Source organism: Bradyrhizobium sp. 63_E2_N1_3 (assembly GCF_052076005.1).
GTDB classification, from domain to species: Bacteria; Pseudomonadota; Alphaproteobacteria; order Rhizobiales; family Xanthobacteraceae; genus Bradyrhizobium; species Bradyrhizobium barranii.
In genome coordinates, this window is the sequence record NZ_CP197235.1 from 2453540 (window position 1) to 2476976 (window position 23437).

General features: G+C 58.2%; 25 protein-coding genes and 1 pseudogene. 15 read left to right on the top strand and 11 right to left on the bottom strand.

Features of this window, described 5'->3' with window-relative positions:
* Nucleotides 1–303: 303 nt before the first annotated feature.
* Nucleotides 304–978 (top strand): thiaminase II, encoded by a 675-nt coding sequence (gene tenA, locus AB7531_RS11335; RefSeq protein WP_063986180.1) that lies wholly within the window; start codon nucleotides 304–306, stop codon nucleotides 976–978.
* 188 nt (nucleotides 979–1166) lie between these two features.
* Here tenA and AB7531_RS11340 read toward each other — a convergent pair whose 3' ends face one another.
* From AB7531_RS11340 to AB7531_RS11355, 4 genes are all read right to left on the bottom strand, one after another.
* Complete coding sequence (locus tag AB7531_RS11340) at nucleotides 1167–1547, bottom strand: hypothetical protein (RefSeq protein WP_231142841.1); 381 nt, start codon at nucleotides 1545–1547, stop codon at nucleotides 1167–1169.
* A gap of 8 nt (nucleotides 1548–1555) precedes the next feature.
* Nucleotides 1556–1729: a hypothetical protein gene (locus AB7531_RS11345; protein ID WP_166343440.1), complete on the bottom strand. Its 174-nt coding sequence runs from the start codon at nucleotides 1727–1729 to the stop codon at nucleotides 1556–1558.
* A gap of 1098 nt (nucleotides 1730–2827) precedes the next feature.
* Nucleotides 2828–3088: a hypothetical protein gene (locus AB7531_RS11350; RefSeq protein WP_063981794.1), complete on the bottom strand. Its 261-nt coding sequence runs from the start codon at nucleotides 3086–3088 to the stop codon at nucleotides 2828–2830.
* Between the two features lie 182 nt (nucleotides 3089–3270).
* Nucleotides 3271–3912: an SGNH/GDSL hydrolase family protein gene (locus AB7531_RS11355; RefSeq protein ID WP_231142840.1), complete on the bottom strand. Its 642-nt coding sequence runs from the start codon at nucleotides 3910–3912 to the stop codon at nucleotides 3271–3273.
* Between the two features lie 266 nt (nucleotides 3913–4178).
* Between AB7531_RS11355 and AB7531_RS11360 the strand changes: the two genes are divergently transcribed.
* From AB7531_RS11360 to AB7531_RS11385, 6 genes are all read left to right on the top strand, one after another.
* Nucleotides 4179–5411, top strand: coding sequence for a hypothetical protein (locus AB7531_RS11360; RefSeq protein ID WP_187387973.1), 1233 nt, complete (start codon nucleotides 4179–4181; stop codon nucleotides 5409–5411).
* Between the two features lie 5 nt (nucleotides 5412–5416).
* Nucleotides 5417–6001: a protein-S-isoprenylcysteine O-methyltransferase gene (locus AB7531_RS11365; protein WP_063981797.1), complete on the top strand. Its 585-nt coding sequence runs from the start codon at nucleotides 5417–5419 to the stop codon at nucleotides 5999–6001.
* A 209-nt stretch (nucleotides 6002–6210) separates the two neighbouring features.
* Entirely contained in the window at nucleotides 6211–6408 is a 198-nt protein-coding gene (locus AB7531_RS11370; protein ID WP_071911340.1) for a hypothetical protein, read from the top strand.
* A gap of 88 nt (nucleotides 6409–6496) precedes the next feature.
* The gene (locus AB7531_RS11375) at nucleotides 6497–7186 is read left to right on the top strand and encodes a hypothetical protein (protein WP_063981798.1); all 690 of its coding nucleotides are present in this window, start codon (nucleotides 6497–6499) and stop codon (nucleotides 7184–7186) included.
* A 711-nt stretch (nucleotides 7187–7897) separates the two neighbouring features.
* The gene (locus AB7531_RS11380) at nucleotides 7898–8293 is read left to right on the top strand and encodes a Rap1a/Tai family immunity protein (protein ID WP_144030620.1); all 396 of its coding nucleotides are present in this window, start codon (nucleotides 7898–7900) and stop codon (nucleotides 8291–8293) included.
* Nucleotides 8294–8509: 216 nt separating this feature from the next.
* Entirely contained in the window at nucleotides 8510–10126 is a 1617-nt protein-coding gene (locus AB7531_RS11385) for a B12-binding domain-containing radical SAM protein (RefSeq protein ID WP_063981799.1), read from the top strand.
* On the opposite strand, the gene AB7531_RS11390 is transcribed toward AB7531_RS11385, so the two are convergent.
* Together AB7531_RS11390 and AB7531_RS11395 are read right to left on the bottom strand one after the other, a co-directional pair.
* Nucleotides 10106–11023 (bottom strand): lipid A biosynthesis lauroyl acyltransferase, encoded by a 918-nt coding sequence (locus tag AB7531_RS11390; protein ID WP_063981800.1) that lies wholly within the window; start codon nucleotides 11021–11023, stop codon nucleotides 10106–10108. The genes AB7531_RS11385 and AB7531_RS11390 overlap by 21 nt on opposite strands.
* A 278-nt stretch (nucleotides 11024–11301) precedes the next feature.
* Nucleotides 11302–12063 (bottom strand): IS5 family transposase, encoded by a 762-nt coding sequence (locus tag AB7531_RS11395; protein WP_063981801.1) that lies wholly within the window; start codon nucleotides 12061–12063, stop codon nucleotides 11302–11304.
* A 325-nt stretch (nucleotides 12064–12388) separates the two neighbouring features.
* On the opposite strand from AB7531_RS11395, the gene AB7531_RS11400 reads away from it, so the two are divergent.
* Complete coding sequence (locus AB7531_RS11400; protein ID WP_063981802.1) at nucleotides 12389–14149, top strand: B12-binding domain-containing radical SAM protein; 1761 nt, start codon at nucleotides 12389–12391, stop codon at nucleotides 14147–14149.
* 557 nt (nucleotides 14150–14706) lie between these two features.
* A complete protein-coding gene (locus tag AB7531_RS11405) occupies nucleotides 14707–14916 on the top strand; it encodes a hypothetical protein (protein ID WP_135216245.1) in 210 nt (69 codons plus the stop codon).
* A gap of 268 nt (nucleotides 14917–15184) precedes the next feature.
* Here AB7531_RS11405 and AB7531_RS11410 read toward each other — a convergent pair whose 3' ends face one another.
* Entirely contained in the window at nucleotides 15185–15397 is a 213-nt protein-coding gene (locus AB7531_RS11410) for a hypothetical protein (RefSeq protein WP_144030618.1), read from the bottom strand.
* A 607-nt stretch (nucleotides 15398–16004) separates the two neighbouring features.
* On the opposite strand from AB7531_RS11410, the gene AB7531_RS11415 reads away from it, so the two are divergent.
* Complete coding sequence (locus AB7531_RS11415; RefSeq protein ID WP_187387974.1) at nucleotides 16005–16352, top strand: hypothetical protein; 348 nt, start codon at nucleotides 16005–16007, stop codon at nucleotides 16350–16352.
* 27 nt (nucleotides 16353–16379) lie between these two features.
* The gene (locus tag AB7531_RS11420; RefSeq protein ID WP_063981805.1) at nucleotides 16380–16931 is read left to right on the top strand and encodes a hypothetical protein; all 552 of its coding nucleotides are present in this window, start codon (nucleotides 16380–16382) and stop codon (nucleotides 16929–16931) included.
* Here the strand turns inward: AB7531_RS11420 and AB7531_RS11425 are convergent.
* Nucleotides 16918–17199, bottom strand: a complete 282-nt coding sequence (locus AB7531_RS11425; protein WP_084795344.1) for a hypothetical protein — start codon at nucleotides 17197–17199, stop codon at nucleotides 16918–16920. The genes AB7531_RS11420 and AB7531_RS11425 overlap by 14 nt on opposite strands.
* Before the next feature lie 238 nt (nucleotides 17200–17437).
* On the opposite strand from AB7531_RS11425, the pseudogene AB7531_RS11430 reads away from it, so the two are divergent.
* Nucleotides 17438–17702 (top strand): annotated as a pseudogene (locus AB7531_RS11430) (hypothetical protein).
* A gap of 278 nt (nucleotides 17703–17980) precedes the next feature.
* Here AB7531_RS11430 and AB7531_RS11435 read toward each other — a convergent pair.
* Both AB7531_RS11435 and AB7531_RS11440 read right to left on the bottom strand, forming a co-directional pair.
* Nucleotides 17981–18373 carry a hypothetical protein gene (locus AB7531_RS11435; protein ID WP_063981806.1) on the bottom strand — a complete coding sequence of 131 codons (393 nt, stop codon included), beginning with the start codon at nucleotides 18371–18373 and terminating at the stop codon, nucleotides 17981–17983.
* A gap of 147 nt (nucleotides 18374–18520) precedes the next feature.
* Nucleotides 18521–18892, bottom strand: a complete 372-nt coding sequence (locus tag AB7531_RS11440) for a hypothetical protein (protein ID WP_063981807.1) — start codon at nucleotides 18890–18892, stop codon at nucleotides 18521–18523.
* Between the two features lie 189 nt (nucleotides 18893–19081).
* Between AB7531_RS11440 and AB7531_RS11445 the strand changes: the two genes are divergently transcribed.
* The gene (locus AB7531_RS11445; RefSeq protein ID WP_231142782.1) at nucleotides 19082–20191 is read left to right on the top strand and encodes an IS630 family transposase; all 1110 of its coding nucleotides are present in this window, start codon (nucleotides 19082–19084) and stop codon (nucleotides 20189–20191) included.
* A gap of 227 nt (nucleotides 20192–20418) precedes the next feature.
* Here AB7531_RS11445 and AB7531_RS11450 read toward each other — a convergent pair whose 3' ends face one another.
* A complete protein-coding gene (locus AB7531_RS11450) occupies nucleotides 20419–21447 on the bottom strand; it encodes a hypothetical protein (RefSeq protein WP_063981808.1) in 1029 nt (342 codons plus the stop codon).
* A 367-nt stretch (nucleotides 21448–21814) separates the two neighbouring features.
* Between AB7531_RS11450 and AB7531_RS11455 the strand changes: the two genes are divergently transcribed.
* Nucleotides 21815–22381 (top strand): hypothetical protein, encoded by a 567-nt coding sequence (locus AB7531_RS11455; RefSeq protein WP_063981809.1) that lies wholly within the window; start codon nucleotides 21815–21817, stop codon nucleotides 22379–22381.
* A gap of 117 nt (nucleotides 22382–22498) precedes the next feature.
* The gene (locus tag AB7531_RS11460; RefSeq protein WP_085402418.1) at nucleotides 22499–23401 is read left to right on the top strand and encodes a hypothetical protein; all 903 of its coding nucleotides are present in this window, start codon (nucleotides 22499–22501) and stop codon (nucleotides 23399–23401) included.
* Nucleotides 23402–23437 lie beyond the last annotated feature (36 nt).

The window sequence follows — 23437 nt, forward strand, 5'->3', positions numbered from 1 at the left end:
CGCGCTGAGGGAAACGAAGATCAAGTAAGATACTGACGTGATTGGTGGGCCCGGCAAGACTCGAATCTGCAACTAGATCGCCATGAGCGGCGGGACAATGGCCGCCTCCGTTGATTTTCCCGCGCATTTCGTTCTGTTGGTGATAGTGTGATAACGCCAGTCATTCCCGGCGACCGACGGCAAGCGAATTCCATTCGCATCCTACCCGCTAGTCGCTGCGGTCTGCCAAGTCAGCGTCTTGGTTCGCGTTGATAGGTCGTGAGTAAAAAGTTCATAGGAAAGCAAGCCAGGCGGGAATGGATCGTGAGTTTCTTCGAGCGTCTAAAGACAGAAGCATCTGCTGAGTGGCGGGCCTACACCGAGCATCCCTTCACAAACGGATTGGCAGATGGCTCGCTCCCTGAAGCCGCATTTCGTCACTACCTTGCTCAGGACTATCTGTTCCTCATCGAGTTTGCGCGCGCCTATGCACTCTCGGTCTACAAGTCGCCCAAGCTTGCCGACATGCGTGAAGCTGCGGCCGGCCTGTCGGCCATCCTTGATGTCGAAATGAGCCTTCATGTGAAGCTGTGTGCCGGTTGGGGGCTATCCCCGAGTGACCTTGAACAAACTCCTCCGGCGGTCGAGATGCTGGCCTACACACGCTACGTGCTCGATGCCGGAATGCGCGGCGATCTGCTGGCACTCAAGGTGGCACTTGCCCCCTGCGTGATCGGGTACGCGGAGATCGCAACGCGGCTCGCCTCGCGACCCGATGCGGACGCTAGGACGAACTCCTATCGGATTTGGATCGACGAGTACGCTGGCGTGCCATACCAGGAGGTCGCGGCGAATGCGCGTGCGCATTTGGAGCATCTCGCCGATCTCTACGCCACGCCGGCTCGCGAGGCAGAACTGATTGCCATCTTCAAGGAAGCCACTCGGCTTGAGGCGGACTTCTGGGAAATGGGCTGGCGTGTGGGCCAGCGTGTTGAATAGCCCTTCGGCAATCGGTTGATTGCAGGGACTCGTTTGACGGCTGCTGCGCACGAGTTGCGGAGGCGCGTTGTTCTAGAGGAACGCAGTGCGCGGAATTGCTGGAGTAACGAAGCACACGGCCTGGAACAGGCGCGAAAGTCCTCGCCAACGATAGGCGAGATGCAGGATCGCTAAGTCATTAGTATTGTTCAGTCGTGTCCAGTGTTGGAGATGGAGATCCTAGCACGCCATCGTTCTTCAAACGTGTCAGCGCCCTCTTTCAGTGCCAACGCTTGTGCATCCAAAGGATTGCCGGGCTTGTTAGCAATGAGGATACCTGTAGCTTCTCCGCGAGAACCGGGTTGGGGACGCTGCTCTGTAGGCCATTCCAGCAATGCTTTCGACAGCATGGGTTTGCCCGCGTACCAGCATTTTCGTCCGTCGATGATACGGTAGGACCACCATTGCCCTTGCGGATTTGGCGGCATTGCGGCGCTGCATTGTTGCTTGGCATGCAGGCTGGTCATTTCGAGCGATGAGAGCGCAACAATGCCGACGGTTAAAGAAAACGCTTGAAGCGGTTTGCTCATGGGCGCGCTCAATTGCCGTGTTGCTGCAATCGACTTACAGCAACGATCAAAGCAGGCCGCTCGAGAACTTCCACCAACTCTTCAAGGATACGCGCATGATCCTTGGGATGGGGCCGAAGGAATTCTTCCAATATAAGTTGCGCGTCGCTAATCGCTTCCAAGGCTAATTGCTGATCAGTCATCACTACTTACTCATCAATTAGTTGCGCAAAGCCAGCGAAGGGAGAGATCAAGTCAGCTTTGAGGAATATCCCCGCTCTTCTATTCACTTTTTATTTCAACTCTCGCGGTGTCGCCTCGGTCAATGTGCGAAATAATCCCACTAAGGCGTGTCGCGAGCGTTAGGGATCCCGGCGACTAAATAATCCGCTGCTCGATCCTCCCTTCGTCATCCCGCGCATCACCACCTGTTTCCTATCTCGCGGCGGCCGGAAAAAATCTGTTTTGCCATGCACCGCCGCGATGCATTGATCTTATTGAACTGTTCCCGATCAGCCTTTCTCACGAAGGGAGAGAGTGCCCCCCGCAGGAGCTAGGCCAGGGAAACCGTAAACTCGAAATGCCGTCTGGGGGAACGTAGGTAGGCGGCTTCGCCGAGTAAGGCATTTGGGCGGCCGGCTATTTCCACCGCGGTTCGTTCTGCAGCTCTTGGGATATCCTCTTTCGTTCGGCATCCAAGGCAGTCGATCGGGGTCGAGAATGGAAGGATCGCCATGTCCGTTTGCGATCGCATCCACCAGGCGCAAAGGCCATTTTCGAGCTCAGGGCTGAGATGGTCTCGCAAGGGAGAACTCGGATGCGCCGTCGGCGCGATATTGTCCTCGAACGGCCGGGGCAGCCAAGTTTGCGGCTATGGAAAGACGGAGAGCTACGTCAGGGTCAAGCTGATGACCACCGTGCCAATGGCAACAGCTCTAACGTCCTAGTACTCGCCGGACGCAAAGCATTCTGATTTCGTTAGTTTGGTGTAGTTGCTCAGCACTCGGGGGATCAATGGAGCCGAGAGTCTCGATACTAAACTTCGCTTCCAACTCTGACGCCATGCAGATGCAAATCTGCAAGCAAGCGTCCGTCGAAAAACCGCCTTGCTGCGCGCAACCGTTTCGGCACGCTGAGAGAAACTGCGGTCGCCATTCTGCAGCCGTGGCGATTGTTATAAAATTGACAGCAGCTATCGTCAGAGCAGGGAGAAATGCGGGCATTGCTTCGCTTCCCTTTTTTAGTTTTCTGAGGGGCCGCTCTAATTCGACTCCATCTTTTTCGGCTCTAGCAATATGTAGCTATTTGCGTAGTTGTCCCCTGAAGCGGAACCACAAATGACCGATCAGTGATAGGACTATGGCGGTCAGAATTATCGGGAGCCAGATCGACGTGGTTATGATGAACAAGGATATGATCACCACACGTCCAAAGATCGATTCGCTGACCGGATTCTTAAGACGAGCGAAATAGGCGTAGATAATAAAGATGGTGGCCGGCACCATCCACGCGGCGACAAGCACCAGTAACAGGTCAACAAGTTGGCTGGCATAATGGTGCATGAGCGCACCTCCTGACAGCGTCGGCGCGAATTGCTGTCACCGCTGCGAGAGATGCGGTGATTGTCGACGATAATTGGTCTTTGTTCGCGTTGGTGGGCATCTGCACGCTCGGCATCGCTGTCACGGCCGGTGCCCAAACTCTTGCGAGCCCGCAGCCTTCGATTCGCCTGAGCTAGGGCCTCTCAACGCGCGCTCGTTGAGATGGCTCGGGCAAGGGCTCGTCCAATGCAATCATAACCATCGGCGGTGTTGTGCAATCCGTCCCACGTTACAAGCTCGCTTTGCGCAACTCCGGCATTGATCGAGTTACGCATCAGCGCAAAACGAGAGAATAGGCCGACCCGTTCCTGCTTCGCGGCATCGGCGATGATGCCCTCCATCGTTGAGTAGCTAGCGGAAGCGAGCACCTGTGGCGCATATTGCAGATCCATCAGCACGACATCGGCAGACCCCGCCTTAAGTGCCCTTACCCCTTCAACAACGCTTCTTTTGAGCCCTTGGTCCGGCCGGCCACCCCAGGCGACGTCATTAGTACCTAATTGCCAGATAACGAGATCAGGCGTGTGCGCGAAAACGTCACGCTCGAACCGCGCGATGTTGTTCGGAATCGTATCGCCGACTCGACCGCTGTTGATGACCTCGATCGTTGCATTGGATCTAAGCCTCGAGAGTTCTCGGCGCATCACCTGCGGATATGTGGCCGCGGACCGAAGTACCCAGAGCCCCACCGTCGACGATGATCCGATCGCGACAATCTTTAGCGGCTCACCAGATCTCAAACGCGCCGCCGTGCGGGGCAATTGTGCGCCCAGCGAAACATCCAAATTTGCAGCAAGGCATCTCTCGCCAGATGATGCCCCGTCCTGCGCTTGAGAGGGCGCTGTGCTGGACAAACCGACAATCACAGCAGCACCGATCGACGCTATTGTTCGAGCGGTTCGGCTTACGCATGGTAGAACAAATCGACCCATGTTCCCCAATAACTGGTCGATTCTCTCTTGACAACCCTTGGCTTCAAACGTCTGTTTTTGATTGCAGGTCGATTGACGCGTGGGGAGCGAGCAGCACGTATGAGTCCGGGAATAAGGCAATGTCCGGCAAGCCTGTAGCGAAACGGTTGGTATTCCATATCGGCGGCTATGATCCAATCACGTCGCATGCCAGCGCGCAACGACGCTTTGTGCGCGAAATTGCGAGGTTCCAACGTACTTGGTCAGTGAAAGCGACCGTCGACGGTTCGCATGATTCCGCCGACCAGATACAATGGAACGTGACGACAATCGGCCCCGATTGGCTCGTCGAAACCGATTACCGTCTGGTCCGATGGCACGATGTAATTGAAGTGTTCGGGGGGCGAAGCATCGGCTCACGCATTTCCGTCGGCATTCTTGCGTTTCTGGATTTCGTTCTGACCGGCACTCTTTGGCGTTACTTGCAGACCAATTGGCGCTACGCACTTTTCTTTCTCTATCCATTCGTTACGTTCGGATTGCTCATCGCTGCCGCCTTTTTGATTGGCGTGGCTGCATTCAAGATCACTGGATCAATTCCCATTGCTACCGGTGGCGGCCTCTTCGGGCTCGCAGCCGTGTTGGCGGGTCCGTGGCGCTGGCTGCACCTGGGCGACTTGTTCGACGATTGGATTTTCTCTTGCGAGTACATTCGATTCGGTAATTCGGAGATAGAGCAGAGGCTGGACAGGTTGGCCGCCGAGCTCGTGGTTGCGGCGAGCAACTCTGCCGCAGACGAAATTGTGGTCGTAGGGCACAGCCTTGGCGCCGTACTAGCGGTTGATCTACTTGATCGCGCCTTGAAGCGGGACCCTGCGCTCGGTCGGAAAAAGATTCCCGTCACATTCTTGAGCGTTGGATCATCCATACTCAAGATCGGCCTGCACCCAAAGGCAGTGCGCTTTCGCAGGGCGGTGGAACGCGTCGCCGATTCCCGCGCGATCTTCTGGGGCGACTATCAGGCCCTCACGGACGCGTTGAATTTTTACAAATGCCGGCCGATGGCCGAAATGGGCTTGTCGACAGAAAACGAGGCGGCCGTCAGGGTCGTGAAGATTAGTCGAATGCTTAACGACGACATGTATCAACGCATCCGCTTCAATTTCTTCCGCGTGCACTGCCAGTTCGTCAGTGGAAATGACAGGCGAACATCGTACGACTACTTCATGCTCACATGCGGACCTATTTCAGCCAAATCCCAGACGCTCGCCCCGGATGGCGCTGTGTCGATGATCGCTGACGACGGAGGCCTTGTTGCGGGCGCGCCGGTGTCGGAAAGCGAACTGCTGGGAAATCCGGGCGCGGCAGCCTGATTCAAATGACGCCCACCATTTCAAAAGTCATCTTCGTTGCGTTGGTGATCGGCTGGTACCTCATACGCTATAAGTACGCGCGGCGTTCCCGCCGTGCGAGGGTTGTGCGGAGCGCTCGCGGCCCCCTGGAAACTGCGCTCCTGCTCATATCTCTTTCGGGACTCGGACTTGTGCCGCTCGCCTACGTAGCGACAGGAATGCCTCGTTTCGCAGATCACAGTTTTTATCCCTGGTTGGCTTGGCTGGGGTCTTTCTTTGCGATTGCGGCTTTGGGCGTGTTTCACCTGACACACCGTGCACTCGGCCGGAATTGGTCGATAAGTCTCGACGTGCGGGAGAACCATGAGCTTGTGACGGAAGGGATTTACCGGAGAGTTCGACACCCGATGTATTCGGCATTTTGGCTGTGGGCCATCGCCCAGGCATTGCTGCTGCCGAATTGGATCGCCGGTTTCGCGGGCCTTGCCGGCTTCGGGATCTTGTTCTTTGGCCGCGTCGCAAGGGAAGAGCGAATGATGTTGCAGACGTTTGGCGACAGCTATCGCGATTATATGGCGCGGACCGGTCGGGTCTTCCCGTGGATACTCTGAGGTAGGTCCCGGCACGTCTCGACCTGTGGTACCCACGAGACTGATTTGGAACCAGATGCCTCAATTTGCGTGCCATTTCCGCAACATGCGGCAGAAAAAGCGGTCGGAACCGCGGACTCCCCGGTCTATTCGTTGGTGCCGTGGCGAGTGTCGGGTTATTCCTATGCGTGTCAGGTGAATCCAATCGTTCCGAACAATGGTGAGAACCGATGTTGAAATTCGTTGTCCTTGGAATCGCTTCTTTGGCTTTCGTGGGAACCGCAGCTGCTGCGGACCTGCCACGGCCTCAGCCGGTTGCCGTCGCGGCGCCGGTTGGCAAAGCTCCGATCGGCAAATATCCCGTGGGTAAGAGCCCCGTGGGCAAATACCCGGTCGCTGCCCCGGCTCCGTTGGTGACCAAGGGTTGATCTGACTATTCATTCGTACGCCAGCGGCGTTCGTTTGGGGTAGTAGATTACCTGTGGCATCGGATCTTGGATCCAAGAGGATTCGAAGATGGCGGGAGTGATTCGGAAATATCCGGGTCTGGGGCTTCTTGCAAAGGCCGCCATGCTGGCGGCCTTTGTAGGCTTGGGGGCCGGGATCAGTAGCGCGCAACCACTCGTGGCGCGTACCGACCAGCAGCAACGGGACGCTCTCCCCAGTTCGGCGATGAAGCATGCAGCGACCATGGCTGCTGCTACGCCGGCGATATCCGATGTAAAGCCAGCTCGAAGAGCTGCCGCCACGGGTCCCTACTACGTTGATTTTCGTGCCCGCACGGCGGCAACGTACGGTCATGCATTCGTCTGGTACGGAAAGACGGGCGAAAAGCAGGTCGAGGTCGCTGGTCTGGCTCCGGCCGGCGACGAGGTGCCCTATATCCTGGGACACATTATGTTTGTCCCTTCTGAGACGGGTGCGACCTACGGTGATCTTGACGAGCAATATCTGACGGCCAGCTATCGTGTCTATTTGTCTGAGGCAGACGCCAAGAAGGTCTTTGCTTATATCAAGCGCCAGCAGGAGTCTTCGCCGCTCTGGAATGCAGCAACGACAAACTGTACTGCCTTTATCGGCCGCATAGCGACGTTCATGGGCCTCAACGCTCCGTTTCATCTGCTAAAGCCTGAGGAATACGTCAACAAACTCAGAGAGCTGAACGGGGGACGAAAAACGGTGCAGCTTGAACCAGGTCGAGGCTAAAATCCTCGGATTGAGTTCATCCACTCTTCCTTGCGTCTGGATGGGTGTGAGGTCTTCAAGAAATTCAAGCGAGCTTGTTCTTTGAGGATGCGGTTCGATACGACCAACCTTCGTGCGCTGCCTCGCCTAGTTGATGAATAGGCCGGGAGATCATGGAACGTCCGTGGCGCTGCGCTGCAAGGCAGCTCCACCTCCGCTTGGTCGTGGCTAAGCTCTTGTTGGAAACCGTTCTGAGGGTGAAGTCCTCCTTGGCGTAGTTGAGGAAGGTTCGCAGAACTTGTCGTCGCAGACGAAGATCACCGCTTAGGCAATGGTTCTGCGTCGAGGCCGAGCATCGACATCAATCGACCAGTGCACGTCGCGTACACGGCAGGATAATAGATGCTCTCCGCGCCGGATCGAGATCTGTACCATCAGCACGCTTGTCGCCGCCGATGTTGATTCGCGATCATGATCGCGGTGTAGCCGACCTTTGCGGCGGTCACGGCGCGTAAAGCTGCGTGTTGTCAAGTCGACAAGGGCTCTTTTAGCTTTGTGGAAATGGAAGAGGTGAGTTCACTTCGCTCCTATTCGAGCGCGGTGGATCAGACGCTTTTTTTGAGCTAAGCCGTCTGAGCCGCCTGGAACGGCGCGGGCGGCCGCTCTATTGCGGCATACTCAATGCCTGCAAGCTATCGCGCCGGTATTCGGGGGACGTGGATGCGGGTCCATATGATTGTTGCCGGCCTTATCCTAGCGATCATCGGGAAGGCCAGTGCCACGGTTGTCGATAAGGGAACCGACGCGCAAAAGTCTTGCGAGCTGCTTGTCAAGAACTCGCTTCGCAATCAGGACGAAGCTCGGTCCGCAGGCGCATGTGAGGGAATGATCGAGACCGCGATGCTCTTTTCACCAAATCTGCCCGCTGACGTGCGTGCATGCCCCCCCGCGCAAGGCAGCCCTTTGCAAAGTGCGAAGGTTTTTCTGCAGTATCTTGATAACAATCCGGATCGAGTGAATGAACCGGGGATCACCGTCGCGATCGAAGCATTCAGGGATGCTTGGCCCTGCCGTGGGGACGGTGCCGGAACTGGACCGAAAAAGCGTGCCCCAAAAAAATCCAATTAGAACGCGTATCTGCTGATACTAATACTAGCCTTACGGTCCGCGATGTTCGCGTCCGACCTGATTGATTCGCAATGCACTACTGCCGAGGTGCGCGAGCTGAACCGCAGTGCTCACCTCCATAACCAGCACTCAAACGCCTTATCGACGAGCGAAGCGACCCCTTGAGCCCCGATCAACAGCGGGGCATTGTGCCATCAACGCCCGGGCTGGAACAGCATGACAATCCCCTGCCGCGTCCTGATGATCTATCCGAAGTTCGTTCCGAATTCGTTTTGGAACTATGCGGAGGCCTGCGAACTCGTCGGCGCGAAGTATCCAACGGCGCCACTCGGCCTGATCACCGTCGCCGCTATGTTGCCGAAGCATTGGGACATCCGGCTCGTCAACCGCAATACCGAGGCGTTGACAGATGCGGACCTCGACTGGGCCGATCTTGTGATGATCGGCGGTATGCTCAACCAGCAGCCTGATGCCATCTATCTGATCGATCTCGCCCACCTGCGCGGCAAGCCGGTATGTGTTGGTGGGCCGGACGTCTCCTCCAGCCCGCATCTTTACGCGGACGCGGACTTCCAGGTGATCGGCGAGGCCGAGCAGGTCATCGAGCAGTTCATCGCCGCCTGGGAAAGCGGCGAACGCAAGGGCGTGTTCATCGCCGAGAAATTCACGATAGATGTCACGCTGAGCCCCATGCCTCGCTACGATCTGCTCAACTTCGATCACTATCTATACATCGGCTTGCAGTATTCGCGTGGCTGCCCGTTCACTTGCGAGTTCTGCGATATTATCGAGCTATATGGTCGCGTGCCGCGTACCAAGACCAACGATCAGATTCTCGCAGAGTTGCAGGCGCTCTACGATCACGGTTATCGCGGGCATGTCGATTTCGTCGACGACAATTTCATCGGCAACAAGAAGAACCTCCGCACCCTGATGCCGCGGCTCAAAGCCTGGCTGGAGGAGCACGACTATCCATTCGAGTTCTCAACCGAAGCCTCGATCAACATCGCGGACGACAGCGAGTTGTTGCAGGCAATGAAGGATGCGAACTTCTTCGCGATCTTCGTCGGCATCGAGAGCCCGGATCCCGAGACGCTCGTGCAGATGAAGAAGAAGCAGAACACCAGGCGCAACATCGCCGAGTGCATTCACAAGATTTACGGCTACGGCATGTTCGTCACCGCTGGCTTCATCGTCGGGTTCGATAGCGAAAAGGCCTCGATAGGACAGGCGATGGCCGACCTCATCGAGGAGGCGAGCATTCCAGTCTCCATCGTTGGACTGCTTTATGCGCTGCCTGGGACACAGCTTACACGGCGGTTGGCCGCGGAAGGCCGCTTGCACCAGGGCCATGACCTCATGAATGTCGAGCAGACGGGCGATCAGTGCACGCTCGGATGCAATTTCGATACTAAGCGTCCGCTTCGTGACATCCTTGCCGATTACAAGGCTGTGCTCGGGCACGTCTACAGTCCGGCAGCATATGCAGGACGGCTGTCGCGTCTCGCCGCCATGCTCGACCGGTCCGACCGACGCCGCGACCTGCCGGATGGCGACGTGCGCAAGAGGCTTGGCGGCATCGACAGCGTACACAAGATCATGCGGGCCCTGCCGAAGGTTCGCGAGCCGTTCTGGAAGACCTTCGTCGAAGTCGCGGAGACCAATCCGGGCGCGCTACGGTACATCGTGATGCTGATGGCGTTGTACATGCACCTCGGGCCGTTCTCGGAACGCGTGATCGGCGAGATTGACCGCCGCATTGCCGAGCTGGACCATGTACCTCCACTAAGGGCTACCGCAGTCAGTCAAGTGCTACCTCCAGCGACGGTGTAGCCACAGCCACTGATCGGGATATTCGCGGATCCAGCCCTCGATGACCGATGTGACCGCCTGCATCGTTCCCTGAATGTCAATTTGTCCGGCGGCATCGCGGACCGGCTTCACTTCTTCAGACAGTTCGCCACGAAAGCGCTGTCCGGGCAGACGGATGACGCGCACACCATGAATCGGGCACTCAATCTGCCGCAGCAGTCGCGCAAGCATCGGATTGGCCCTGGTCTTGCGGCCGAAGAAAGTAACCTCGACGCCGTTGGTCAGATACTGGTCGACCAGCATTCCAACGTGCTGGCCACTTTTAAGGGCCTCGGCAAGTCTTAGGGGCGCATCACGACCCGCGGGAATGAGCGTGCCCATTTTCACGGCGCGCATATCCTGGATGATGCGGTCGGCGGACGCGATGTTGGGTCGGCGATACAGGATCGCAGTATCCGACCCGTGCGCGACGGCTGCCAGGGCCGGAAGTTCCCAGTTAGCGAGATGACTCGCAAAGATCAGCGCCGGTTTGCCGTCGAGCCGCAGCTGCGTAAACAATTCATATGAGCGCCTGTCGATTTCGATGCAGCTAGCTTTGGGCCGTGCGGGATCATAGTTCCAGATGTGATCAAGATGCGCGAATTCGGCGCCGACTCGACCGAGATTGTCCCAGACGCCTGCGAGAATGGTCTCGATCTCTGCAGGCGATTTTTCCGGAAATGCGGCGGTTAGATTGGCTCGACCGATCTTTTGCTCCCGCATCATGGGCCCGATTGAGCGAGTGATCCGAGCGAATAAGTTGGCGGTCTTGGTTGGATCGAAATGGCGAGCGGCACGCAGTATTCCGATCGTCAACGCGCCCACCGCCGCTTGGCCCAGGGGCTTGGTCACGTCGCGAAGTTGGAGCCTGGTCCGCATTGCAACGACAACCTTGGCTTACAATTTCGGCTTCCACGGGCTTCAGCGCGCATCATCATGCCACCGATACGCGATGCGATCAAAGACACCGACGAGTTGCGCAGGGCGCGCCTCTCGAGTTCGCCTGCAACGGAGGATGAATCGTGCGGGTTCGATCGAGTGCTTCGCGCGTAACAATGAGCGTACCCAGGCGTGGGGTGCAGTCCAATCGCGACATCAGCTCCGAAGCCGATTGAGACGTGAGCAGCCGAAGCGATACTTCGGAGCTCGGGTCCTCGCTAGGACGTGGACTCATTAGCGCCGAGCCATAGCCTGATTGACGCGAGTTGCACGAAGGCAAGGTAATTGGCGGCAAGTTTGTCGTAGCGCGTCGCTACCCGACGACATTGCTTGATCCTGTTGAAGAACCGCTCAACTCGATTGCGAGCGCGATACAGGTAGGGACTGAAGCAGATCGGTTCGCTGCGATTGCTTTTCGGCGGGATGTTGGCCCATGCTCCTTTCTTGATCGCAAGTTCTCTAATCCAATCGGCGTCGTAGCCACGGTCCGCCAGCAGCATCGATCCAGGCTTCATGCGAGACAAGAGTTTTCCAGCAAGCCGATTGTCGTGGGCTTCCCCAGGCGTCAGCGCAACTCGGACCGGTAGGCCGTTTGTATCCACGACCGCATGAATCTTACTGGTCAACCCGCCCCGTGATCGCCCCATGCATTGTCTTTTATTCCGGTCGATGCAGGCTCCATGTTGATGCACGCGGACAATCGACGTGTCGATCATTTGCACAGCGGCATCGTGAGCGGCTGCCAAGGCCTTCATAATCGCCGCCCACACACCTGCTCGTCGCCAACGAACGAAGCGATTGTAGCAAGTGGTATACGGGCCGAAGGCGTCTGGTAGATCGCGCCATGGCGCCCCGGATCGTAGCACCCAGAAGATGCCATTGAGGACGCGACGGTCATTCACCCGCGGTACGCCGCGCGGCTTGTTGGGCAGCATCGGCCTGATGGCAGTCCATTCCTCGTCGGAGAGTTCGTAGCGCATGATTCGGCCCCCTTCGTTAGGGGATTTGAATCATGGCTCGGCAGTCAGGCTCAATGGGCGCCAGCCGACGGGATGGCCGCGATGTGCCCGAAAGCGGACGCATTATGCTCACTCTGAGTTTTGTCGAGTTTGACCCGGAACGGACGTCTGGCGCATGACTAGCTGGCGACTGCGCACCCCAATTTGTGCCGAACATGCGATTGCGCCGTGTGCGGTTAGCCGAGGTACTCGGATAGGATGTTGTTCGTGCCACAGTTCGTCGTTTTTTGCGAGGACCTCGCGGAAAGCAGTTGGCCTATGACCGACATCGAGCTACCCCTTGCTTATGAGCAAGAGCAGGAGTTTCCGGCTTGTTCTGATCAAGCCGTCACATTACGACGACGATGGCTACGTCATTCGATGGTGGCGCGGCGGCCTGCCTTCGAACTCATTGGCCTGCCTTTACGGCATCGCGCTCGATTGTCGTGAACGCCAGGTTCTCGGGCCCGATTTCGACATCGAGATCGACGCCATCGATGAGACCAACTGGAAGGTGCGTGTCGCGGATCTGGCGCGCGCAATCAAGGCCGCGGATTCCGGTATGGTGATGCTGGTCGGAGTCCAGTCCAATCAGTTTCCCCGATCGCTTGATCTGGCGAGACGGTTTCGCAAGCTCGGAATCCACGTTGCGATCGGCGGCTTCCATGTGTCCGGCACCCTCTCGATGCTGCCGGAGCGCGATCCCGGCGTTCAGGAGATGATGGACCTCGGTGTGTCGGTCTTCGCAGGCGAGGCCGAGGGACGGCTGGAGGAGCTGTTGCAGGACGCGGCCGCCGGGCGATTGCAGCCTCTCTACAACTACATCGACGATCTGCCGCACCTGGAGAGCCAGCCATTGCCGATCATTCCCCGCCAGCAGATCCGGCGGGTTATCGGCCACACCACGAGCTTCGACGCCGGGCGTGGCTGCCCGTTCCAGTGCTCGTTCTGCACCATCATCAACGTGCAGGGCCGCAAGTCGCGACGCCGCAGCGCCGACGACATCGAGGCCGTGATCCGCGCCAACGTCGCCCAGGGCGTCTTCGCCTTCTTCCTCACCGACGACAATTTTGCGCGCAACAAGGATTGGGAAAGCCTGCTCGACCGCATCATCGCGCTGCGCGAGAAGGAGGGCTGGGACCTTCGCTTCACGATCCAGGTCGACACGCTTTGCCACAAGCTACCGAACTTCATCGAGAAATGCGCCAAGGCCGGCGTCCGGCGATGCTTTATCGGCCTCGAAAACATCAACCCGGACAGTCTGCTCGGCGCCAAGAAGCGGCAGAACAAGATCACCGACTATCGCGAGATGATGCTGGCCTGGAAGAAGGCCAGGATCATGACCGTCGGCGGCTACATTCTGGGCTTTCCCAACGACACACCGGAATCGATCGTTCGCGACATCGAGATCGTCAAGCATGAGCTGCCGATCGACATGCTGGAGTTCTTCTTCCTGACACCACTGCCGGGCTCGGAGGATCACAAGACGCTCTATATGAAGGGCGTCGCGATGGATACGGACCTCAACAAATACGACCTGGACCACGTCACGGTCGACCACCCCGCCATGTCCAAGGCGGACTGGGAGCGGGCCTGTGAGCTCGCCTGGAACACCTATTACAGCTGGGAGCACATCGAGACCCTGATGCGGCGTGCCGCGGCCATGGGCAACAATGTCGGCAAGATCGGGACCTACGCGCTTTATTTCAAAGGCTACCATCCCATCGAGCGGGTCCATCCGCTCGAAGGGGGGGTGCTGCGGCTCAAGAGCCGCGACGAGCGGCGTCCGCATCTGCCGGTCGAGCCGGCCTGGTCGTTCTATCCGCGCTATGCCGCCGAGACCGTCGTGAAGGCCGCGCAATGGGCATCGCTAGCGCTGCGCCTCCACCGGCTGGCGCGCAAGGTCAAGTCGGATCCGCACCGGCTCACCTATGTCGATGAGGCGATCACACTGCTGCCCGACGAGACCGAGAATCTGGACTTGTACAAGACCCGGTCCAGCCAGGCATTTCTCGATCAGCGGCGACATATCGAAGAGGCGCAGAAACCTAAGTTGGCCGTGCGGTAGTTGCCAACTCGCGTTAGTTGATTTCTCGAGTCGCCGCGAACCATCGTATCCTCACGGATTCACGGACAAGCGACGTCCGTTTGCAGCGAACAGCCCCAAAACATCCACTTCGGCTTTTGGTCCTCACGCGAAGTCCGGCTTGGCTCTGAAATCGTCAGCTTATTGGGGTAGACCGGAAGTGACTGGCCGACTTCCAAACCGCCGCTCATGACCCAAACCGGAAGCCGCGCCTGCTCGTGATGGCTGTTATTTCGCCGCGCAGCAACGGCGGCTGGCCGCAAGAAAATCAACCGGGGTGTATAAAAAGGAACATCCTGCGCGACCTTTTCGTGCCCCAATGCTGCAAGCTCCGATATGGAGCCGCAGAAAGAGACGATGCACTCTTAGGCGGCTTGGTTCTCTCTGCCGGAACAGGCCCTAAGGCGACCTCAGTTGGAGCCTCTCGCGCTCTATCCTGGCGGAATAGGGCGATCTCAGGCCGACAAGACAAATAGGCACACAGACCAGACAGCTTTTGTTGGTGACACGGCCATGGTGGACAATAGGGAGTAGGTGCAATGAGAGTCTCCTCGATTGTCGGACTGCTGTTTGCAGCAGTGATGTTGGCGATCATTCCGGTCTCGCCGCAGGTGACACCGCGCGGCGTGGAGTTAAGCGTTGATCAAGCGCAGGCCGTCACGTACCGGCGCGCCCGCGTGACGGCGCGTCGTGTCGACCGTCGCGATTACCGCTATACGCGTCGCGCCGTGCGGCGTGGTGTTTATTAACGGAGCGCGATAGGCAAGGGTGTTGGCGCGGGCAGAGAGCCAGAACCGGTTCCAGTCGTCGCAGCGCGCGAGGCATGCTATGACCCCTCTACCAGCGGGCGACGCGTTCCTTACGGTCGCCATTATGAGTGCCACTTTCCTGACAGAGGTCGCTCTTTTCATCCTAATTGGAATGATCTGAAAGGAGCGCAAGTGGCGGCGGCTCCCGTTAAAGTCTGCTCAGTCGGGCATAGCGGACAAGATTGGTGCAGGTTTGGTATCCGGGCGATCAGCGCGATCGAAAGCGCTTGACGCCGGTGGTATGATTTCCGCGATGTGGCCGTACTGCATGCATGCCCGAATTGATGTCGCCACGCATGCCCGAATAGATGGAGAAGGTCGGGTCCGCGGCTAATGCCGCGGCGGGTTCCCATGCCGAGGCGGGCGTCGCAAGGAGCGCGGAAAAAACGAGCGCTGCGCCCAAAACTTTGAAGCTGGTCATGGTATCCTCTTGTTTACTGGCGTGCACGATGCGCGTGCTGTCCATTGACATGAATGACAGTTAGGCGTTGGCATTCCCCTCGCGCAGGGGTGGCGCAATCACGCTTCGTCGATCGGCGTGATGCTGATGTCGGCAACCGGCCGCGTTTCGCAAAGCCGTTGAAAACCTCTCTCCGGACTGTGAATAGAATTTTAGCCGCCGATGGCGCGTACACGCGCAACGGCGCGTGACGAGCGCGGGCCGGAATTTGTGATCGATTCCTCCGCCGGCCTCGCGCAGCGGTAAACGACCATGAACAAATATTTCAATTTAAGCCGCCGGTCGCTCCACCCATTTCCAAAGCAAAGGCCAACGCAAAGAGGACTGCGGAGATCCGGTCACTCATTATCTGTCACCTTGGCAACCAGACCCTATCGAAACCTGCGTCCCCTCGTCGGGCCGAGCTTGATCTATCTCAAGTCCCTGAGCGGCGATTGGCGTTGGTTGGCTTGCCCGATCGGACAGCCAGGTCCGATGTTCGGGGGGCACACAGCGGGCAACGCACGCCGAATGAAGTTGTCGCGATCAGATGGATAGCCGCAATGGATTCGCTTTGTCGGAGGTGAAAATGAAGCGAGCCGTCCTCATGACGACCATTGTCGCTCTCGGGGTGATCCAGGGGACACGCGCCGAGCCCCAGGCCGCCCAGTGTTCGTCCTTCTACATCTCGGAAATCAATCTCGTATCGACGGCCGACGGCGAGGCCGGGCACGTTCAGACCTTTGTGGGGTTTGGCCCCTCCAAGGAAGAGGCAGAGAAGAGCGCCCTGGGATGGTGCTCGCATATCAGGTTCGATCTTGAGACCTGTTTGAATTCGGATCGCCTGACCGCTCGCAACTCTCCGTCAGACGGAGGTGACGCCGCACTTCATCTCAAGTACATGAAGGCAGTTGCGCGCATTACCGGCTGCAGTTAGAGCGCGTTCGCGAGCGATCGAACGCGCTTGATCTATATCAAGCAGCTCGTGGCCATCTTGCTGCAGGTAACAGACGACGTAGAGCCCAGGTCAATGTTTCGGGGGCGCACCGGAGCGACCGGCATGCCACTGGCGGCATATTTCTGGAAGGTCGGAGCAGTGTTGCTCGCACTGCTCTTTGTTGCAGATTATTGGCTGCCGAGGGCCCCGACCGTCGATCAGGCGGCTGCGGACCGGCCGGCCATACGTATCCACTCAGATCGCAAATGGCCCGAGCGTATTGTCTTCGATACCCAGTCGCCGGTGATCGTCGCCGCTGCGCCCGTGGCCGAGGCGACCGAGGTCGCAACTTCATCGGATGTGGCCGAACCGCCCGTTACCGTCAGACAGAGCCCGGCGGTGGCGAATTCTTTCGCGATGCTGCCGAAACAGGATACACGCCCGCCTGAAACCGTCGATCGCAAGCGACAACGCAAGATGTTGCATGTTGCGGCTCGACCGAGGCGAAACGTCCAGCCGCAGATGCTTCTGGCGGCACGACAAGGGCAGTTCGGCTGGTTCGGCTTCAGAACCTGGTGATCGGCGTCCGGTCGGGACCTGTATCTCGCTCAGCGTTCCATTGTTCATCGACAAGCCAAGCTTGGATGCGGGACGACGGAATGAGTTGCTTGGGGACGTGCGGATTGATCGTGCCCGCAAATACTACGAGACCTTCGTCGAGCTTTGCACGAACGAATGCCTTGGCCTCTGCTTCCGTAGCGAAGGTCCTTGTTTCCCGAGGGCTCCGCTGCTTCGGCAGCGTGCCGCGTTTACGAACCTCGAAGGTGACATACCAAGTCGGCGTCATCGCACGCACCAACTAATCGCCCTAGCCCAGTCGGTCTCTTATTTTGGTGCGGGTATCACGAAGCTGGTTGATCTGAATCAAGGTCGCGGTGACGGGCGGCAGGAAACACGGATAATGTTCGACGGAGTTAACGCACAGCCCAGCTCACCCTTGATGTACGTCAATGTCGCTCATCTCTCCGCGCACACGCTATCGTAAGCCGTAGGAATGCGGCTTTTGCTACCCTTGGAGGACCATCATGAAGGCTAAGATGCGACTTTCGATCAAGTCAGTGACGGTTACAGGAATCGCTGCCAGCGCACTTCTGGGACTTGCAGGGGCCACACTTGGCTCCATCACCGGCCCGCGCGATCGTGTATTGCCAGTACGTCGACTATCCGGTGGGTTGCGTTGCCCGGGCTGGCGTTGCCCTCCGGCCACGGCCCGTTGCGCGCGCTGCAGTCCGTCATAACGTCGGCGGCAATGCCAATGGTGGCGTTAATCGCGTCGGAGTGCGTCGATAGAGGATTTGCCTGCGGGCCACCAGCCTTGGTAACCAACCTCGTGACCCGCGGTAGCATTCAACACTACTTCTCGGCCATGCAGCGTGCCTCCCTTTGCATGTCGGTTATTGGCCCATAGGCGGCCCCGGCCGAGCGTGGCGCAGTGGTCCGGTTTCGCGTGACGAGCCGACCGAGTTGGGCCCCCGATCTCAACGTCCGCCCGTGACCCTGGCTGTCGGATATCGTTTTCGAATTGAAAGAGGCGACGATTGCGCCGCCTCTCCTTGTGGTCCGCGTGCTTACTGGCAGACGTACATGATTCCGTCACCGCCCTTGATCAAGGTGCCGGGCGTGCAACCAATGCCATTGAGCTTCGCGTAGCTATCCCAACCGTCGTAGCAGGTGTAGGAAGCACGCCCAAAGACCCCCACAGCCGTGCCGTACCCGGTCGTGCCGCCGGCACCACACCAGGGGCCGCCAGCGTAGTAGGCCCGCACTGCGTACCAAGGCAGACCGGACTGATCGGGTATGTAGTGACTATAGGGATACGGGCTGACATAGAGCCGCCTCGCTTGGGCACTCTCAACTGACAGCGAAATCCCGCGCTGCTCAGACCAGTCAACGGTGAACAGTGTCGCAAAGGCGATAACCGAAGTTACAATTGCAAAATTTCTGAAAATCATCCGCTTCATCGTTTTGCTCCTATCCTGTCTCGCCCCCTTTGCTTAAGGAGGCCCGTCGGTTGATGCCGACATTGACAAAGATCAAGGGGCTTGACCTAACTCGTGACCAAATTTCAACGTGAATCACGGAGTTTATGCACGCAACCGTGCACAAAGTCAGTCGAGAGATGTTGCTGCGTCGCGCTCTTTGGTGTGTTTGCTCGGTGTTACGTCGAGGCTGAAGTGAGGCTGGCGGATCGCTTCGGGCGGCACCTGAAAGAAGGTAACAGCGCCAATGTTATCGGAAGTCGGCAAAGATTTCGAAACGACAACCAAGTGAGCGATGTCGCCTCTTGGCCGATTGTGTTGCAAAAGTCGAAAGTTGCAGGGCTCAAGCTTCTTCGCGAAAACACTAAGCAGCGAGCGATCGCTGATTCGTATGACCTCAATCGCGTTACCGAAGTCGCCTGTGAATTTTGCGTGAGGCCGTGAGGTCCCTCGCATCTTGTACGCGAAAGTCGCGCCCACGGCCCGCAGAATTTTGGTCATCGGCGAAAATCGACTTTTGCAACAATATCGGCCCTTCAGCGACCTCGGCAGACGTCCGCTTTCCCGCCGCTGTTAGGGGTTGAGCGGACATAAGGCGGCCAGCTGCTTAATGAGTACACAGCCTAGTCATCTGGAACGCAAGTTCGCCACATTAGTTGATAGCTCGAATCTCTACAGAGGAGAGAGCTCGTGGCGAATGCAGGTGAACGAGGCCGGCCGATCGCGCCGTTGGTGCTTAGTCCGCAGGAGCGGGCGTACTTGGAGAGGCAAGTTCGTCGTCATCGCGTTGCCCGATCGCTATCTGAGCGCTGCCGCGCGATCCTGCGGTGTGCGGATGGCTTGCCAAGCAAGTCCGTGGCTGCCGAACTCGGCCTCCACGAACACACCGTTGGCAAGTGGCGTCGCCGATTTTTGAAGGATCGCTGTGATGGCCTGCTTGACGAGGCCCGCCCTGGCCGCCCTCGAACCATCAACGACGATCAGGTTGCTGAGGTAATTGAGCGGACATTGCGTACAACGCCACCCGACGCGACGCACTGGTCGATCCGCTCAATGGCTGAGGAAACTGGCTTTTCCCACACCACGATCCGCCGAATGTGGATGGCGTTCGGCCTGCAGCCGCACCGCAGCCAGACATTCAAGCTGTCGAGCGACCCGCTGTTCGTCGACAAGGTCCGCGATATCGTCGGCCTTTACCTGTCCCCACCGAACCGAGCCCTTGTCCTCAGTATCGATGAGAAAAGCCAGATCCAGGCCCTGGATCGCGAGCAGCCGGTCCTGCCGATGATGCCGGGCGTACCGGAACGGCGCACGCACAGTTATGTGCGGCATGGTACGACCTCGCTGTTTGCCGCGCTCGATGTCGCCTCGGGGTTCGTCATCGGCAAATGCTATAAGCGGCACCGGGCAGTCGAGTTCTTGAAGTTTTTAAAAGGGATCGATGCTCAAGTTCCTGAAGGCCTCGATGTCCATCTCGTCATGGACAACTACGCCACCCACAAAACACCTAAGATCAAAGCGTGGCTCGCCCGTCGGCCGCACTATCATGTCCACTTCACGCCGACTTCCGCGTCATGGATCAATCAGGTCGAGCGCTGGTTCGCTGAACTCACCAGAAAACAGATCCAGCGAGGTGTTCACACCTCCGTCAGGCAGCTCGAGGCCGACATCCGTACCTTCATCGACCTGCACAACAGAAAACCGAAGCCATTCAAATGGACCAAGTCCGCAGACCAGATTTTGGCTTCCGTCAAACGCTTCTGCTATAAAGCTCAGCGGACTTTATGTGGCGAACTTTAGATTCACGTGACTAGTTCTCAAGCCAGACACTCATGCCCGGCTCAAGGTCTGTCGAATCTCCCTTGGGATCGAGGCGTAAGCGCAGCGTATTGCGGTCATGATGGCCGATGACACGCTCTGCCTGCCAGGTGGCAAAGTAAGCGTTTCGGGGCCGTCGGGGCAGCTTCTGACCCAAGGCGACATTCAACGTCTGGAGTGATTTCCAGCTTCTGTCTGATCTTCGGATGCTAGCCGGGGAAGTCGCGGAACTCCTTGACGAGATTGAACGGGATTTTCCACCCGGCGCCTCCCCCGCGCATCAGCATCTTGATGTCTTCCGCCCTGTTTTCTTTTCCGGTTTTCGGATCGGTCTCCAGCGTGTGGCCTTGGCTGTCCCAAGGTTTGCTCGCGCTCTTCGAGTAGTAGCCGAGAAAATGGCCGGATTCATGGGCAGACGTGTTAGGCCCGCGTTGCGAGCTGATGAAGGCAAGGTCCAGCCCGCGAGCAAACGAGCCATTGGCGAGGCCGCCATTGGACCAAACCTTATCGACGCAGAAAATGGTTAGATGGGCGCCCTGAACTTTGTGTTTGACGAAGATGCCCTTCAGTTTCTCGACGTCGATCACATCGGGAAAGGTCGCCAGGCTCGCATCCTTCATGCCAGTCGCATTGGCGATCTCCTGTTTGATGGCAGCCTGCGAGTCGTCGATGACCAGCCAGTCGCTTGGCACCCGCTCGAAGCGGATGTTGGCCTGCGGCCTCCATATATTGTTCATCGTCAGCAATTCGTCTTGCTCGTTGCAGGGCTTCTTGGCGTGAAACGCCGGAGCGCCGCCACTCCCCGGAACCATGACATTGCGGAACGCCACCTTGATCTTGATTTCCGGTAGCACCACGACATAGAGCTTGGCTTCGATCTTCCGGCCGGCCGAACGGGCCACCACCTCCAGGCCGGGAAAACCAATCGGCTTAATCCGGCCATTGATCTCGAAAAACCGTGCATCGCCATTGAAGGTGGCGGGAAGTGACGCCGCCCTGAGCTGCGGATCGATATCGGGTTTGGAGAAGGTTTCTCTGGCCTGCATGACGCGTCTAAGGGTATCGGCGCCATCGATCTCCTTGATCCCGAGGGCATGGGCGTTAGGATCGACTTTGAGCTTTCTTCCGGGATCGATCAGCGCCACGATGTTGGAGCCGCCGAACGGCACCACCATGCCCGGCGGGCTGCGGCGCTCATCGATGCCGGAGCGGCGGAAAACCTCTTGAAAGGCGGCCATGTCTGGTTCTCCTGTCTTAGTTCGGTCCGTCAACGCGAAATCTTGCGCGCGGAAATGAGAGCCTCCTTCGGCGGCGGGAAAACAATCTGGCCGGTCCCCGCGGCGAGATGCAGAAAATTTCGGCGGCGAAGTTTCATGGCCAGTTCCTCCGCAACAATTTGGCACGGACGGCAATAGGCGTAGCCTACCCCGCTTTCCGGAGAGCGCGGAAGGCCAATCAATGTCCGCTAATGGCCCTGTTGAGGGCGCCCGCACCTCGCCTTTGAACTTCCCCGACCGCTCACGTCACTACTAGTCATAGCCGTGGTGGGAGCCGACGCTCCCTCCAGTGCTCAGCTTTGGGCAGGCAGCAATGGGAGAAATTGCCATGGGACGCGCGCCGCAGCCACTGCCGCAATACACGCCGCCGGGCCCGGTGGAACAGATGCCGAATATGGCGACGCAACCGCAGTGCTCGCCGCTTGCCAAGGTTCACAGCGCCGCCGTCTTTCCCTACGTGGCCAATGAAGTCGCGACGTCCCGCACCGAGGTCGGCCATCTCGGTGTGGACGTCAGTCTGGTCCCGCCGGCCGGCATCTGCCAATATCTCATCATCTGGGATTTCGGCGTCGACTGGCGGCATCTCAAGAACATCGCCAAGCGCGATCCGCTGTTGGCAGCGCAGCTCATCCGATTTGAGACCGACAAGTCGTTGCAGTTCCAGATCGTCGGATACAGCGACAGCACCGGCGGCGAACGGAACAACAGCTTCCTGCGCACGGGCCGGGCCAAGAACGTCTTTCACCTGTTCGGCCCAAGCGCCCGCTCGCGCGTCTTCTCCGTCAAGCCCGCCTCACACTACGAGTATCTGAAGGACAACACGACCGTGATGAACAGGGCCGCCAATCGCGCTGTGGTCGTCGAAATCTTCGGCGGCGGCGGCGGGACGATCTAGCCACCTTCCACAACGCGAACGGAGGGGCGGGCGGCTCCTATTGGTGCAGTACAGCGTTTCAGCGCTTGCGGAGCCTGGCCGGACCACTATTGCTCGACCACGCAAGGGAGGTAGGTCATGCCACTGACCGAAGGCGACGTCCTGGACACACTCAGTGACTCGGTCGCGCTTGGTATCGAGTTCTACGTCGACAAGATCCATATCAAGGGCGAATACTTGACGACAGTTCGCGATCACATTCGCGCCGGCAATATATTGGTGAAGGGCGGCACTCAGGATCTCGCCTTCTACGATCAGGTTACGGATGTTCTGTTGACGCAGAAGAAGTCGCCGCCCGCAAATGATAGCGATCGGGCGCTGCTCCTGCATGAGTGCGTCCACGCCATGATCGACGTCTATGATCCTGACGGCGCTGTTACGCGCCACATGGGCGAACTGGCGGCCTACCTCACTCAAACCACATATAGCGTTCGCAAGAATCCGTCGTCTAACCGCAACGGCACCGCCCCCTGGGACAAATTCTGGGGCGACCTCTACGCCACGGTGCGCGCCAATAAGCTCGACACCAGCGCGGGCAACGGCGTCCGGATCCCGTCGGCGACGCTCGAAAATCTGCGCCGGCAACTCGCAGCGCTGCCTTTTGTGAACTATGGAGATTTCACAAAAGAAGCGACGGGCGTATCGGATGGGCTGACCCGCAGGAACCTATTTCTGTCGAGCGATGAACCCGTGTCGATGCGTTCATCGAGCGTTTCCCACGAAACTTATGTTGATCCGAGCGATGACTATTTGATGCGCACCCTGATGGAGGCCTACGCGAGCGCCGATGTTAGAGGCTATGGCAGCCGCCTGCGCCGGCTACGTCGTGATTTTCTCTATTGCTCGCTGTCTCGCGCCCATGAGCTCCGGAAGAGGTTTTCGGTGCGGAAGCGTGGAGACCGGCTCTCCGAACTGTTTCACGATCGCCTGTCGCATGGCGGCCGCGCAATTCTTCTCCGTGTGCTTGCGCTGCGAAGCTGACCAGCACGCAAGTCGGAAATACTTTTGAGAGGAAGA